Source organism: Exiguobacterium oxidotolerans JCM 12280, from assembly GCF_000702625.1.
In the GTDB taxonomy this organism is placed as follows: domain Bacteria; phylum Bacillota; class Bacilli; order Exiguobacteriales; family Exiguobacteriaceae; genus Exiguobacterium_A; species Exiguobacterium_A oxidotolerans.
The window spans coordinates 996,066-1,009,882 of the sequence record NZ_JNIS01000001.1 but is presented as its reverse complement, the minus strand read 5'-3'; the positions used below and the strand labels follow the sequence as shown (position 1 = coordinate 1,009,882).

Here is a 13,817-nt window from a genome sequence, read left to right as displayed (position 1 = left end):
ATTCGATGGAAACAATTTTATTAGTGGAAGATGATCAAAAAATCGCGGAGTTACTTCAAGAGTTGCTCGAACGTTATGATTTCCGTGTCATTCACGAAGATGGATTTGGGGATGTCGCGGCACGTTTTGAAGAGACGAAGCCGGATGTCATCTTGCTTGATGTGAATCTTCCGAAGTTCGACGGCTTTTATTGGTGCCGGCAGCTTCGCTTAAAAACACGTGCTCCGATTTTGTTCATTTCGGCGCGAGTCGGAGAAATGGATCAAGTCATGGCACTTGAATATGGGGCGGATGACTACATCGTCAAACCGTTCCAAGGAGCCGTTGTCATCGCGAAAATCAAAAGTCAGATTCGGCGGGCGTACGGGACGTTATCAAGTGAGAATGATGAACGGACCGTCGTGAAGGCGGGCATCACGTTGTATTTAGATCGGTATATCGTCGAACATGGTGATCAATCGATTGAACTATCGAAAAAAGAGGGTTTGATTTTGGAAATGTTACTGACGGCTAGCCCACGGATTGTCAGCCGGGGAGACCTGCTCGAACGAATTTGGGATGATGAAGCCTTCGTCGATGAAAATACATTGAACGTCAATATCACGCGTGTTCGTAAACGTTTGACAGAAATCGGCGTGTCAGGGCTTGAGACAGTCCGGGGAGTCGGGTATCGCCTGGTGCTTGAAAAATGAAACTGTTTTTTCGTTATACGATTCCAGGACTGCTGTTTTTCATCGTTCAACTGGTCGGCTTATTTCTCGTCTTATGGTTATACGACCTTTATCAACCTGCGGCGTTTTTCTATATCATCTTACTTGATACAATCGCGCTCATCATTTATTTAAGCTATCGCTTTTTTAGTATGTTGCCATTGCTTAAACGATTACAAAATCCGATTACCTCGGTTGCAGAACCGATTCGCCCTGGCAGTGAGGAACCAATCGCTGCAGCAGTCGAACAATTTTTAGAACGGCAACAAACGATTTTTCGAAACAGTTTGTTTGCCGAACGGCGCAAAGAAAAAGAACGGCACCGGTACGTCGATCAATGGATTCATCAAATGAAGACGCCGCTCTCGGTCATCGAACTGATTCTTGAACATCCGGGTGAAGATTACCGGACAGATTTGCGGCACGAAGTCGAACGACTACGGACAGGTCTGGATCAAATGTTGTATTCGTCACGCCTCGAAGCAATCGAGACGGATTTGAAGGCGGCGCAACTTAATCTCCGTGTCCTCGTCACGGACATCATCAATCAAGAAAAACGACTGTTTGTCAAAAATAAAGTCTATCCGAAGCTTGAAATCGAACCCTCCTTATATGTGTATACAGATGCTAAATGGTTCCGCTTTTTGTTGCTTCAACTGTTGACGAATGCTGTCAAATACACGACGGGACATGGTAAAGAAGTCCTGATTCGGGCGAAGGAACGCGACGGACAAGTCGTGCTGACATTGATTGATGACGGAGTCGGCATTCCGAAGCGCGACTTGCCGCGTGTCTTCAACGCCTTCTTCACGGGTGAAAATGGACGGCGTTACGGAGAGTCGACCGGTATGGGACTTTATTTCGTCTGGCAAGTCTGTACGAAGCTTGGGCATGAAATTGAACTGGATAGTTTGGAAGGGCAAGGGACGACGTGTCGCATGAAACTGGTAGGAGGACGAACAGATGATTGAAGTCAAACAGCTTGGGAAAGTGTATGCCGGAAAAGTGACGGAACAGCCATTGACGGATCTCAATTTTCGGGTCGAGGAAGGCGAGATGGTTGCCGTGATGGGTCCGTCCGGAAGTGGCAAGTCGACACTGATCAACTTACTGGCGACGCTCGATCAACCGAGCTGGGGTTCGATTTTGATGGAGGGCATTGATACATCGACCTTCAAACGAAAAGAGACGACGCGCTTTCGGCGTGAGACACTCGGAATCATTTTTCAAGAGTTCAATCTACTCGATTCGTTGACGCTTGGTGAAAACATGCTCGTTCCGTTGATGCTGTCTGGGAAAAAGACGAAGCTCGCGCGAGAGGAGATGCTGCATCTCGCAAAACGGCTCCAAATCGATGAGCTACTCGATAAACAGGTGGATGAAGTATCCGGTGGACAACGCCAACGCGCTGCGATTGGGCGTGCTTTAATCCATGCTCCGCGTTTGATGTTGGCTGACGAGCCGACCGGTGCACTCGATTTCCAAGCGACGAAACACGTGATGGGGTTACTTGCCGAACTGAATGAAGCCGGGATGACGATGGTCATCGTCACCCATGACCCAACGGTCGCCTCGTATTGTAACCACGTCCTGTTTTTAAAGGATGGTAACATTCAAACCGAGTTATTTCGGGATGAACCCCGTCGTGTCTTCTTTCAACGCGTCATCGAGTCGCTGTCGTTATTAGGAGGGGACGAACATCAATTATCTACAATACGCCCTACGTAACATTAAGCGTTATCAACGCTTGTATTACGGATACGCATTGACGATTATCATTGCGATGACGATTTCGACGAGCTACTGGAACCTGGTGACGAGTGTATCGTTCCAAAATATCGCAAAAGTCTTAAGTCAATTGAATCAAGTCATTGAATTAACGATGTTTTTCGTCTTCATCGCGGAACTGATTATTTTGTTTTTCAGTGTCCTGTTCATCTATGCGACGACGTATACGATGCTTGAACACCGTAAAAATGATTTACGCGTCATGCGGACGCTCGGGAGCGGATTTTCGCACTTTTTAAAGTACTTCCTCATTGAGGTTCTCCTTGTCGGCGGACTAGCGATTTCGGCGGGGTTGTTGCTTGGAGTCGTCTTGACAAAACTAATGTTGCTAGCAATCGAAAAAGTGATGTTTTTACCACGACTCGATATTGAGATCTCTGCACTGTCGTTCTTAGTACTCATCGCCGGGGCGCTCCTTGTTCTCTTAACGGCGACAGTACTCGCCATCTATCGATTCCGTCCGGATCGCCCCATTCGGACACGTTCAACATGGAAACGCCGCTTTCGCATGTCGCTGCGCGTCCTGGCGATTCTTCTGTTGTTGTACGGCTATATATTAGCGTTCGTCCAACAAACCGGATTTGTTTTGTTGTTTCCACTCGTCATTTTTATCGGTTCCTTTTTCATCTGCCGTAATGTGTTACCGACGTTGATGAAATTGTATCGTCCTCGGACGTTATCGTTACGTAAACTCATCCTTTCTGAAATTGCGACACAGCTCCGGACGAATAGCACCCTCGTTGCCCTTGGGACGATTTTGACGTCATGTGCACTAACGGCAGTCGGGCTCGTCTTCATCTTTCAAGTTGTCGGGTTAGACTTATCTTCACAAAATCATTTTGGACTCGTCTATTATGAAGAGTCGAAAGAGCAGTCTGAACGATTGGAAAAGATTGAAGAGACGATGGAAGAGACGTTCCCGGACAAATATCAGCAGGAAGTCCGTTTGAAAAAGAAGGGGACACGTTACGTGTTGCCTCTATCCGATTACAATCGATTACTAAACGAGCTGGGACGGAAACGACGCGAGCTGAACGATCGCGAGGCGCTTCAAATTCCAGCCCGTCCCGTTCAGTTAAAAGAAGAGACACCGACGCTGAGAAAAGCGCAACAGGCGATGGAACAAGCTGGATTCAGATTAGTAGCCCCGGCTAAACACCGCCTCTTGTTTGGTTATAACTATCGTATCGAAACGCTATTTGTCATCAGTGATCAGCGCTTCAACGAACTGGCACAGCCGTTCGCTCGGATTCGTGTCTTTGAAACGCCAGCGTATCGGGATTACGGGACAGGGGCTTGGGATGACTGGATGTCAATCGTCCGAGAAATTCAGTCGAAATCGAAGATGACAAACAAAGCAGCGGCACCGTATCAATTAATCAATGAAACAGAAGATGAACTCGATGGGATTCGGATCGTCCGTCTCGTCTCATTCGTCGTCATTTTACTGACAGTCTGGCTCTTCGTCATCAACGCGAGTTTCCTCCATGTCTGGATGCAGATGACGGCTGAACAAGAACAAAAACGATTGAAGACGCTGTTTGCCCTCGGTTTTGATCGTCGGAGTGTAAGAACGTTTTTACTTGTGAAATATGGAGCGGTCTTGATGATTCCATACTTGATTTCCGTATTTCATGCCTGGTTATTGTTCCAAGCCATCATTTCTGAAGTTGGTCTTAAGATGGGTCCCCTGTTCGGAGTCTCCTTGATGTGGATTGGAATCGTCACGTTTTGTTATATCGGAAGCATCTTCCCGCTCTGGGTTCGGTACCCACGCCACCTGCTTCAAAAATCAGGCGAAAGTTCGATGTATCCGATACCCGATTCAAGGGTATGATAAGAGCATAGCGAGGAGGGAGCATATGCTGGATCATTCACCATATCGAGGGTACGGGGACCGGATTCGGATTTTGCGGGAACGCGCCGGAATCTCGATTGATCAGTTAGCAGATAATCTAGGTGTCGCACCTTACTTCATTCGACGAACAGAATTAAGTGAGGTCTACCCGACGAAAGCCTACATCGAGTCATTAGCAGAAGTTTTACAAATTGATTCGAGTTATTTGGCTCGGCATATTTGGACAGGGGAATCGTTGAAGTTCGTCATGCAGGACAGCACACCGCTCGAGGAAATGCGTTTAGCGTACGAGCAGACACTGGGTCAGGATGAATCCGTCATCGAAGAACAACTTGAAGAACGGATGCGGATGTTTGACTTGATGTATGATGATGACGTGAAGCGAATTGAACAGACGATGAGTACGACGGAACAGCGAATCTTTCACGAGCTGGTCGAGTCGGTCATGGAGGCCGGAGAGCTTCGTCGAGAAGAAGCACGGGGGACGTTTGAGATGTTCGAGGATAAACTACCCTCGATGATTCAACTCGACGAGTATTTAGATCGTTTGACTGAGGGAGAGACGACGGAGCGAACGACGTGTTACACCCAGTATAGTAATCAGATTGAACGAATACGCTATCATCGAAAGTGATGCGAAGTCGTTTCATTAAAAATGCCGCCCCTTCCTGAAGAAGTGGCGGCATTTGTTTTACGATCGTCGTGGAACTTGGTGATGAGAGACTCGACTTTTTTGACGTGTCCGCCCGATGATGAAGCCGATGATTGCGTTCGCGATGACGAGAACCCATCCGACGTATCCAAAGTTGAGCGTCAAGCTACCGAGCATAGCTTGCCATTTGAAGATCATCATGAAATCTCCACGGATTGCTAAGCGCGCGACACAGACGAGAAGCACGGTCGTACCGGCGATGAAGATTCCCATCCAACTCCCGAACAAACGCGACGATTGCATGCGTACAGCGACGAACGACCAGTAAAAGAGACTGACGACGAACGTCGTACCACCATAGGCAAGGACGAGCTTCCACGTCTCGCTTGCTTGTGGAAATTTCGTGAACATGACAAGGGACGAGACGATGGCGGCAGCAGTGAATAAAATAGCTGCCCAAAAACGAGACCGCATAACGTAGTTCCTCCTAAAGTTTTTCTCACTTAACGATAGCGGAAACGATTCATCTTGTAAACCACTACTGTCTTCCACCTAAAATTCGGCGCAGTTGCTTGAGCGGGTTCGATCCATAGAACAGCACGCCGCCTCGGTAAAACTTCGTTCCGACGAACAGGGCAAGGGCGATGCTCAGTCCCATCAGGATGAGGGATACCGCTACTTGCCAGACGGGTACTTCCGTTAACATGACCCGAAGGAACATCAGCATCGGGGTGAAAAACGGAACGAATGATAAAACGACAACGGCTTGGTTCGTCGGAGCATTTAAACTGAAGATGGAGACGGTGAACGCTGCGACGATCAACATGATGACGGGGAGCGTCACTTGTTGCGCATCTTCGACACGACTGACGAGCGAACCGAGTGCTGCGAGTAACGTCGCATAAAGCAGATAACCCAGTAAGAAAAAGACGAACAGGTAAATGATTGTTTTGGCACTCAGTGAATCGAGCGATAATTGATCAAATAAACTGCTACTTTGTGCGCTATAGTAACCGACACCAACGAGTAACGACAGCTGAATCAGACTGACGGTTGCAATCGAGGTAATCTTAGCGAGCATATGTTGAATCGGACTAGCTGCTGAAATCAAGAGTTCCATGACACGGGATGATTTTTCATTTGCGATTTCCGTCACGATCATTCCGCCATAAATTGCAATCGTGAAGTACATCAAAAAGAGTAAAACGTAGACGAGAGCAGAGGCGGCAAACAGTTCATCCTCACTTTTGCCACCGGTTGATGTCAGTTCTTGTTTTACCTCGATGGGCGCGGCGAGAGAAGCGAGTAAGGCAGGGTCGACATCAGCCTCGGTGATGATATTCTGATCCCGCAATTGTTTGAGCGCCGTCGACAGTTGTGTCTGCAACTCCTGCTCCGGACTGGCACTGATCAGAGTGACCCGGTATGGATCATCAGACAATAAGGCGACGGCGTCATATGTACCTTTGTCGACGACCTGTCGTGCCTGTTTGAGCGTGTAGTCTTTTTCAGTCATATCGCTTTTAATGCCGATTTCCTTTAAGACAGGGAGGATATCGGTATCGAGTTTACTGACGACAGCGATTTTCGGATCATCCCCTGAGAACCAATCGATGATTCGCTCGATATTACTGAAACCGACGAGAAAGACAATCATCAGTACGGTCGAGATGAGAAAACTTTTTGCTCGTAATTTTTGGAGAAGACTGAAACGGTAAAGGGTGAAAAATTTACGGTTCATAACGTTTTCCGACCTCCTCGATGAATATATCTTGTAGGGAGAGTTGATCCCAGACGAATCGTTCGACATGGAACCCTTCTGTGACTAAATGACGCAGCAACCGTTCAGCCGCTTCTTTTGACTCGACTTGGATGATGTGTCCCGACCCTTCCGTCTCGACTTGTAAAATACCGGGAAGGGCGTCCCATAACAAGGGAGGGGCATCGGTTGTCAACAAAACCCGTGTTTTGCCGTACCCCGCCTTGATATCCGGTAAGTACCCAGCGACGACCGGTTTTCCATGGTCCAAGATCGCAAGGTATTCACAGAGTTCTTCGACGTGGTCCATCCGGTGACTTGAAAAGACAATCGTCGTCCCGTCAGCCGTCAGTTTCCGGACCGCTTTTTTGAGCTGTTCGACATTGACGGGATCAAGTCCGCTAAACGGTTCATCGAGAATCAACAGATCTGGCTTATGGAGAACGGCAGAAATCAATTGGATTTTTTGCTGATTCCCTTTAGACAGCTGCTCGACCCGCATTTTTTCATACTGAGGGATTTGGAAATAGTCCAACCAATCGACCAACGATTTTTTTGCGTCTTTACGCCGCATCCCACGAAGTTCGGCTAAAAAGATTAACTGTTCATCGACCCGAATCTTTGGGTACAATCCCCGTTCTTCTGGTAAGTAGCCGATTTTCGACAGGGGAATGGCTTTTCCTTTCCACGTGATCGATCCTGTCGTCGGCTGTAAGATACCGAGTAACATCCGGAACGTCGTCGTCTTCCCAGCACCGTTTGCGCCAAGTAAACCAAAGATTTGACCTTCCGGGACTTGAAATGAAAGCTCGTCGACAGCCGTGAACTCGCCGAATTGTTTAGTGATGTTCTTTAGTTCTAGCATATGAACCTCCTTTGAAAACGTGATGAATTAAGTAAGTATGTTGCCGTTCATTGTATCCCTACGAAAAAAATGGTTAAAGGTTCCATTTCGGACGAAAATCACATGAGCATCTTTATTTACTTTTAGTAAATAAGTTACTATTATTATGTTAAGGGTAAAAGAAATTAAATAGGGAGTCGTCATGAAAGCGCAATGGACAATCCATGATTTTTCGTCGGCGAAGCGTTCGAAACGCTTGGTGAAGAATTGAAGTTGCTTGAGCAATTCGAGGAACACCGGACGCAAATCGCACAACGCGTTACACCAATCACTATCAATAAGGGGAGACTTATATGATTCATCTTTATGAACAACCTAAAAAACAAGGGGCACCGATTTTCCTGCTCCTTCACGGAACAGGTGGCACAGAACAAGATTTGATTGGGCTCGTCCAATTGCTTCATCCAGATGCCGGCTATCTCTCCGTTCGTGGGGCGGTCACGGAAAATGGGATGCCGCGTTTCTTTAAACGCTTGGCAGAAGGCGTCTTTGACGAAGCCGACTTAGCCTTACGGACAAAAGAATTGATGGCATTCATCAAGGAAAAAAGTGAGACGTATCAATTTTCCGTTCAGGAATTAATTCCCGTCGGTTACTCGAACGGCGCGAATATCGCAGCGAACATGATGTTCGAAGAAGCCTTGTTTGCACAAGCGATTTTGCTCCATCCGATGGTACCGCGTCGTGGCATCCCGTTGCCAAATAGTGAAGGCGTCAACGTCTTCATCGGAGCGGGGGCAAATGATCCGATTTGTGCCGCAAGTGAGACGGAAGAACTAAAAGCACTATTCGAAGGTGCCGGAGCGCATGTCGACGTGACATGGTCGAACCACGGCCATCAGCTCGTCATGCCGACGATTGAAAGTGCGGCATCCTGGTTAAACAATCAATTGACACAATGAAAAAGCATCGAGAACTCAAGGGGCAGAATCTTGAGTTCTCAATGCTTTTTTCTTAAGCAGGATGGTCACTTTTTGGACGAGAATAAACAATCAAGATTCCTCGCTCAACGAGTTGCATTGCAAGTGTCTCTTTTGCCTCTTCAGAGATTTTCGTCTGCGTGATGTGTTTGTACAGGTGCCGGAGTTCTCGACGCATCGGTTTGCGGACGAGCCACATACTGTCGATGATCGAACACCACGTCAGGACGGTTTCTTGACCGATATAGAATTGCTTTTGCCGATTGAGATAACGAATCCACCATTCATCGCGAAGCATTTTTAAAGTAACGCCAGTAACAAAAACGATCAGAAGTGTCAGTGGAATTGTTTCATACAAAGGAAGACTTGTCAGGACATCACGAAGTCCTGTGACTAAGCTGAGCATCATCCAACCAATGAGCCCGATGACGAGCCAATAACCAAAGTTGAGTGTACTTCGTCGTTGCATCATGAGTTTCGGTTTCAAGAGTGGAGTGGCCATCAGAATCACCTCCTTGTGAAATAATCGAATTTTCTGACAATTTATAGTTGTCCCTCTACTATAGTTACTTTTTCCCTAAACGTCCAGTCATTAGACATCGAAAATGTGTTTCTTTCTTGACGATTTTCGTGTACGCTAAAAAAAGAAAGTGAGCGGTTACATTAAAGGAGGAAAACAGATGGTGGATCAAGTCGTTTGGATCGCAGTTGGTATCGTCGCAATCGCTGTGTTCACAGCTTCAAGCGTTGCTGCGTACATGGGCGTTAAAAATCAAGAAGACTAAGAATTGGTCAGGCATCAGCCTCACCGAATCTTGACAAGCTCAAAGGACGATTCCGCTGTCGGAATCGTCCTTTTTAGATTTCGGAATACAATAAAGGCCGATTCGAATGACAAACGCATCATTCGGATCGGCCGGATTTAACTTATTTATTTTCTGTGACGTCTATCTTTTCTGCATACGGTTTTAAGGCATCGCTCCACCGCAAGTAACCGCCACCGACGAGGTGCAACCCATCATACGTCAGGCGATTTTGGAGGTATCCTTGATCGTTCGTCAAGACCGGACGTAAATCGACGAAGTCGGCATCGACCGATTCTGCGAGCTGCTTTAAATTACGGTTCAACGCTTCGACTTCACGGTTGACCCGGACGGAGTCGGAGTATTTTGGTGCGACGGGGACCGTTGACTGGATGACGACGTCGATGTTATTTTTTCGGAGTGTCGTCACGATTGTCGTCATGTTCTCTGTAATCTTAGAGACGGGTGTGAAGTGCCGGATGTCATTGATACCACCCATCACGAAAACTTGTTTTGGTTCTAACTCAAGAATTAAGTCAAGTCGTGTCAAAAATCCTTCCGTCGTATCACCGGGGATCCCGAAATTAACGATCGATGAATCATTCATCAAAATCCGCCAGTCGCCAAAATGTGTCATCGAATCACCTAACATGACAGCATTCGGAGATTTTGGGTATTGATAAGTATGGAAGAGACTATTCAATCGGACATAGTTGGAATTTTTCGTGTATTGGAATGTCGTAACAGGTTTCGAACTCATTGCAGGAAAGACGTCTTCGATTAAATCAAGGGGTTTACGTCCGAACAGTAGTGCAAGGAGAACGATGTTTATGACAACCGAGAGAATCAATAGTGCTTTTTTCATAAAACAATCGTTCCTTTCAGAGGAGTATAAGGGGTAGTGTAACATGAATCGAAATCCATGGTTCGACAATATTAAAGGATTTCTTGTCATTTTCGTTGTCATTGGTCATATGCTGACTGATATTCGGTTCGACTATGATGGCAAAGTGCTCGAGACGGTCTATTTAATTATTTATTCGTTCCACATGCCATTATTCATCATTTTGAGTGGCTACTTCTTTCGCGAAAACAAGTACTTACGGGTGATTCAATTATTTGCCGTCTATTGTGTCTGGCAAATTTTAATCGGGTCGTGGGCAACCTTCGGGGAAGGGTTACCCTTATTTTCCGGTCAAAATATCGGAACGCACTTGTTGCGTCCGTACTGGGCGCTTTGGTATTTGTTCGTCATGGTCGTCTGGTACATCGTCACACCATACGTCGTGCACTTGAGAGGGTATGTCTGGTTCGGTTTAGCGTTCGCCCTGTTATACGGCTTCGAACTTGAGAATACAGGATTCCTGGCATTACGGAAGTTGATCATGTTCTATCCGTATTTCTTGTTAGGGAACTATCTCTCGGAACACCAATTCATCCGGATTTTCGAGATGCCGAAAAATTTCAAACGTCGGATGAACGTCCGGTTGCTGGGCGGACTCGCGTTCACTTCCGTCGTCGGTTTTTTATTGTTTCAAGCCTGGCGGGATACACCGCAAGAAGTCGTCGATTTTGCAAATGCCTTCAAACATCGTTTTCCTTACGTCGAACAATATGATAGTGATGCCTGGGTCGGGGTACTGAAGCATAGCGTCATCTATTTCTTATCGATCACGGCGTCACTCGGGTTCATGATGCTTGTGCCGATGCGCAGGCTGCCACTCGTGACCCGGGCAGGGGAGCTGAGTCTCTATGTTTATCTCCTGCATGTCTTCTTCGTCATGGCATGGCGACAATATGTAACCGGTGCATTTGTAACAGAACCTTGGGTCGCCCTATTAATCATTTTTGGCGTTGCAATTTTAATCGTCGGAATCATCGTTCACCCGGCGGTTGTTCGGATGTTACGTCCATTGATTGAAATCGACATCCGTCCGATTGTCGAGAAGCGGGAAGACCTTTCAAAAAAAGGTTAAATGCTATACACTTTAAAGTAGATGGATTAATAGATGAAGGGCGTGGAAGGTATGTCATATAACTTAAACAACGCGGATGGTGTCGTAAACGTTTCTCAGCAAGTAATCGAGGTCATCGCCGGAGTTGCCGTTAAGGAAACAGAAGGTATCGCATTTACGCAAGATGATTCGAAGCTGCAAGAAAAACAAATGGTCAAGCTCGTTAAGGTCGAAGATGTCGGAGGCGAGATTACGGTCAGCCTGGCTGTTCATATCAAGTATGGTATGTCGATCATCAAGACAGCAGGTAAAGTGCAGGAACGGATTGTGCAAGACATGGAAAACATGTTGGCATTCCCACCGAAAGCAGTCGACGTACGCGTCATCGGATTGTTAAAAGGATAACTCAGTTTATATGGAAAATTGTTGATGGGAATTTTTCATCAACAATTTTTTTATATGACGAATTGTAATATTAAGTGCAACACCTAACTGAAAACACAAAAAACCCATAACGACCTCGTGTAGGATAAAGCTACCACACCACATTCAACGGAGGATTCGTTATGAGCTATGTTCATCTTACCACATCAGAAAGAGTCAAAATAGAGACGTATCTCGAATTAGGTTTCTCTGTCCGAAAGATTGCGGGACGCCTTGGGCGTCAACCTTCTACGGTTTCACGAGAATTGAGACGGAACCCACACTACAGCGCTATCGATGCTGACCAACGTTATGTGGAACGAAAAAAGAAGTGCGGTGCACGGACGAAGTTCACGCTAGAAAAAGGAGTCCTCATCCTCGAAAAGTTACGGAAGACGTGGTCCCCCGAACAGATTGCCGAAAGTGCATTCCAGGAAGAAGGACTATCGTTCAAGACAATTTATCGCTGGATCTATATGGGCCTCGTCGAGGCCGACTCTGGACTCCTTCGTCAAAAGGGAAAGCGTCAGAAACCACGTGAGACGCGTGGACGCTTCAACATCGGGCTGTCGATCAGTAAACGTCCATCCGACGTCAAAGGGCGCCAAACGTTCGGGCACTGGGAGCTGGATACCGTCGTCTCAGGCAGAGGGAAGTCCAAGGCCTGTGTCGCGACGTTTGTCGAGCGGAAAAGTCGTTTCTATCTCGCTGTACCAATGGAAGACCGGTCTGCTGCATCGATGGAGTCTGCGATTCGAGCATTGCATCTCTATTTTCCACTGGGAACATTCAAGACCGCGACGACAGAACGTGGAAAAGAGTTTAGCTGTCATGAACGAATTCGTGAAGCGTTAGGCTTACCGATGTACTTCGCTGATCCGTATTCTTCTTGGCAACGTGGGAGTAACGAGAACGCCAATGGTCTTCTCCGTGAATTTTTCCCGAAGGGGACGGATTTTGGCAAGGTTAGTCGCTCTGAACTCGCTCAAGCGCTCGCCTGGATAAATGGTAGACCAAGAAAATGTCTTAACTGGAGAACTGCATATGAGGTCTTCTCAGAAGAAGTGTTGCACTTAATTTGACAATCTATCATATAATTAGGCGAGCTTTTCATAAAAGCTAAAAAAAACATTATAATAGTAAGTTGTGGAATGTTTTTACCATGATTATTGATTAGTTTCCCAAGAAAAAACCTCTAATGATTTCAGGTTGTAAAGAACTTCATCATTTCATTTTTTTGATAACGCTTGCAAAGAGGTGTATGAAGAGGTAAAATATTTCTTGAGGCAAGTGCAATCGTTTGCGCAAATCATTCGATTTCTTGTCTTTCATGTACGATGGATGAAAGGATGGATGTCGGATGGCACCAACGATTGAAGCGGTTATTTTTGACTTAGACGGCGTGATTACCGATACAGCCGAGTATCATTACTTAGCGTGGAAACAACTCGGAGAGGAGCTTGAGATTCCGTTCGACCGGGATTTCAACGAGACGCTCAAAGGCGTAAGTCGGACCGATTCGTTAGAGCGGATTTTGGCGCTCGGTGGAAAGCAGCATGCTTTTACGGAAGCCGAGAAAAATAAGCTTGCGACGAAAAAGAACGAGCACTACGTCGAGTTGATTCGACATATCTCAGAACAGGATCTTCTTCCGGGAATTATTTCATTTTTGGATGAGATTCGGGCTGCTGGGCTGAAAATCGGTATGGCGTCGGCTTCGAAAAATGCGTTGACGGTCGTTGAGGCACTAAAGGTCCGACACTATTTCGATGATATCGTCGATGCGGCAACAGTTGCTCAGTCTAAACCACACCCTGAAGTGTTTTTACGGGCAGCTGAAGCGCTTGACGTCGACCCGAGTCGCTGTATCGGTGTAGAAGATGCAGCAGCCGGTATTACGGCCATCCACGCGGCAGGCATGTATGCTGTCGGCGTTGGACCGGAAACGACGTTACATGAGGCAGACTATCGTGTCGATTCGACAGATTTGCTTTCCCTTGAGCAAATCTTAGCTAGTCGCTAACGACAACGTTCCATTCCCTGAT

At 46.7% G+C, this 13,817-nt stretch carries 15 protein-coding genes; 10 read left to right on the top strand and 5 right to left on the bottom strand.

Features of this window, described 5'->3' with window-relative positions; all coding sequences use genetic code 11:
• The first annotated feature begins 5 nt into the window (after positions 1 to 5).
• From P403_RS0105195 to P403_RS0105175, 5 genes are read left to right on the top strand one after another with little or no spacing between them, the layout of a single operon-like run.
• Positions 6 to 692 carry a response regulator transcription factor gene (locus tag P403_RS0105195; RefSeq protein WP_029331504.1) on the top strand — a complete coding sequence of 229 codons (687 nt, stop codon included), beginning with the start codon at positions 6 to 8 and terminating at the stop codon, positions 690 to 692.
• Positions 689 to 1,681: a sensor histidine kinase gene (locus tag P403_RS0105190; RefSeq protein WP_029331503.1), complete on the top strand. Its 993-nt coding sequence runs from the start codon at positions 689 to 691 to the stop codon at positions 1,679 to 1,681. Before P403_RS0105195 ends, P403_RS0105190 begins: the two co-directional genes overlap by 4 nt.
• On the top strand, positions 1,674 to 2,438 hold the full coding sequence (locus P403_RS0105185) for an ABC transporter ATP-binding protein (protein WP_029331502.1): 765 nt from the start codon (positions 1,674 to 1,676) through the stop codon (positions 2,436 to 2,438). The genes P403_RS0105190 and P403_RS0105185 overlap by 8 nt, the downstream gene beginning before the upstream one ends.
• A 19-nt stretch (positions 2,439 to 2,457) precedes the next feature.
• On the top strand, positions 2,458 to 4,335 hold the full coding sequence (locus P403_RS0105180; protein ID WP_235195174.1) for an FtsX-like permease family protein: 1,878 nt from the start codon (positions 2,458 to 2,460) through the stop codon (positions 4,333 to 4,335).
• A 25-nt stretch (positions 4,336 to 4,360) separates the two neighbouring features.
• Entirely contained in the window at positions 4,361 to 4,990 is a 630-nt protein-coding gene (locus P403_RS0105175) for a helix-turn-helix domain-containing protein (RefSeq protein ID WP_029331500.1), read from the top strand.
• A gap of 57 nt (positions 4,991 to 5,047) precedes the next feature.
• On the opposite strand, the gene P403_RS0105170 is transcribed toward P403_RS0105175, so the two are convergent.
• The 3 genes from P403_RS0105170 to P403_RS0105160 all read right to left on the bottom strand — a co-directional run bounded on the left by P403_RS0105170 (position 5,048) and on the right by P403_RS0105160 (position 7,632).
• Positions 5,048 to 5,482, bottom strand: a complete 435-nt coding sequence (locus tag P403_RS0105170) for a hypothetical protein (RefSeq protein ID WP_029331497.1) — start codon at positions 5,480 to 5,482, stop codon at positions 5,048 to 5,050.
• Positions 5,483 to 5,546: 64 nt separating this feature from the next.
• Positions 5,547 to 6,749, bottom strand: coding sequence for an ABC transporter permease (locus tag P403_RS0105165; protein ID WP_029331496.1), 1,203 nt, complete (start codon positions 6,747 to 6,749; stop codon positions 5,547 to 5,549).
• Positions 6,739 to 7,632, bottom strand: a complete 894-nt coding sequence (locus P403_RS0105160) for an ABC transporter ATP-binding protein (RefSeq protein ID WP_029331495.1) — start codon at positions 7,630 to 7,632, stop codon at positions 6,739 to 6,741. Before P403_RS0105160 ends, P403_RS0105165 begins: the two co-directional genes overlap by 11 nt.
• Positions 7,633 to 7,964: 332 nt before the next feature.
• On the opposite strand from P403_RS0105160, the gene P403_RS0105155 reads away from it, so the two are divergent.
• Entirely contained in the window at positions 7,965 to 8,573 is a 609-nt protein-coding gene (locus P403_RS0105155; RefSeq protein WP_029331494.1) for an alpha/beta hydrolase, read from the top strand.
• A gap of 52 nt (positions 8,574 to 8,625) precedes the next feature.
• Here P403_RS0105155 and P403_RS0105150 read toward each other — a convergent pair whose 3' ends face one another.
• Entirely contained in the window at positions 8,626 to 9,093 is a 468-nt protein-coding gene (locus P403_RS0105150; RefSeq protein ID WP_029331493.1) for a hypothetical protein, read from the bottom strand.
• 425 nt (positions 9,094 to 9,518) lie between these two features.
• Positions 9,519 to 10,259 (bottom strand): SGNH/GDSL hydrolase family protein, encoded by a 741-nt coding sequence (locus P403_RS0105140; protein ID WP_029331492.1) that lies wholly within the window; start codon positions 10,257 to 10,259, stop codon positions 9,519 to 9,521.
• Positions 10,260 to 10,302: 43 nt separating this feature from the next.
• On the opposite strand from P403_RS0105140, the gene P403_RS0105135 reads away from it, so the two are divergent.
• The 4 genes from P403_RS0105135 to pgmB all read left to right on the top strand — a co-directional run bounded on the left by P403_RS0105135 (position 10,303) and on the right by pgmB (position 13,795).
• Positions 10,303 to 11,370, top strand: coding sequence for an acyltransferase family protein (locus tag P403_RS0105135; RefSeq protein WP_029331491.1), 1,068 nt, complete (start codon positions 10,303 to 10,305; stop codon positions 11,368 to 11,370).
• A gap of 51 nt (positions 11,371 to 11,421) precedes the next feature.
• A complete protein-coding gene (locus tag P403_RS0105130; protein WP_235195173.1) occupies positions 11,422 to 11,754 on the top strand; it encodes an Asp23/Gls24 family envelope stress response protein in 333 nt (110 codons plus the stop codon).
• 161 nt (positions 11,755 to 11,915) lie between these two features.
• Positions 11,916 to 12,854, top strand: coding sequence for an IS30 family transposase (locus tag P403_RS0105125; RefSeq protein WP_029331487.1), 939 nt, complete (start codon positions 11,916 to 11,918; stop codon positions 12,852 to 12,854).
• 278 nt (positions 12,855 to 13,132) lie between these two features.
• On the top strand, positions 13,133 to 13,795 hold the full coding sequence (pgmB, locus tag P403_RS0105120) for a beta-phosphoglucomutase (protein ID WP_029331486.1): 663 nt from the start codon (positions 13,133 to 13,135) through the stop codon (positions 13,793 to 13,795).
• Positions 13,796 to 13,817: the final 22 nt, after the last annotated feature.

Bases quoted from the DNA above. Each gene is read 5' to 3' on its own strand.
- P403_RS0105195 (WP_029331504.1), top strand. From the start codon at position 6: ATGGAAACAATTTTATTAGTGGAAGATGATCAAAAAATCGCGGAGTTA.
- P403_RS0105190 (WP_029331503.1), top strand. From the start codon at position 689: ATGAAACTGTTTTTTCGTTATACGATTCCAGGACTGCTGTTTTTCATC.
- P403_RS0105185 (WP_029331502.1), top strand. From the start codon at position 1,674: ATGATTGAAGTCAAACAGCTTGGGAAAGTGTATGCCGGAAAAGTGACG.
- P403_RS0105175 (WP_029331500.1), top strand. From the start codon at position 4,361: ATGCTGGATCATTCACCATATCGAGGGTACGGGGACCGGATTCGGATT.
- P403_RS0105170 (WP_029331497.1), bottom strand. From the start codon at position 5,482: ATGCGGTCTCGTTTTTGGGCAGCTATTTTATTCACTGCTGCCGCCATC.
- P403_RS0105165 (WP_029331496.1), bottom strand. From the start codon at position 6,749: ATGAACCGTAAATTTTTCACCCTTTACCGTTTCAGTCTTCTCCAAAAA.
- P403_RS0105160 (WP_029331495.1), bottom strand. From the start codon at position 7,632: ATGCTAGAACTAAAGAACATCACTAAACAATTCGGCGAGTTCACGGCT.
- P403_RS0105155 (WP_029331494.1), top strand. From the start codon at position 7,965: ATGATTCATCTTTATGAACAACCTAAAAAACAAGGGGCACCGATTTTC.
- P403_RS0105150 (WP_029331493.1), bottom strand. From the start codon at position 9,093: ATGGCCACTCCACTCTTGAAACCGAAACTCATGATGCAACGACGAAGT.
- P403_RS0105140 (WP_029331492.1), bottom strand. From the start codon at position 10,259: ATGAAAAAAGCACTATTGATTCTCTCGGTTGTCATAAACATCGTTCTC.
- P403_RS0105135 (WP_029331491.1), top strand. From the start codon at position 10,303: ATGAATCGAAATCCATGGTTCGACAATATTAAAGGATTTCTTGTCATT.
- P403_RS0105130 (WP_235195173.1), top strand. From the start codon at position 11,422: ATGTCATATAACTTAAACAACGCGGATGGTGTCGTAAACGTTTCTCAG.
- P403_RS0105125 (WP_029331487.1), top strand. From the start codon at position 11,916: ATGAGCTATGTTCATCTTACCACATCAGAAAGAGTCAAAATAGAGACG.
- pgmB (WP_029331486.1), top strand. From the start codon at position 13,133: ATGGCACCAACGATTGAAGCGGTTATTTTTGACTTAGACGGCGTGATT.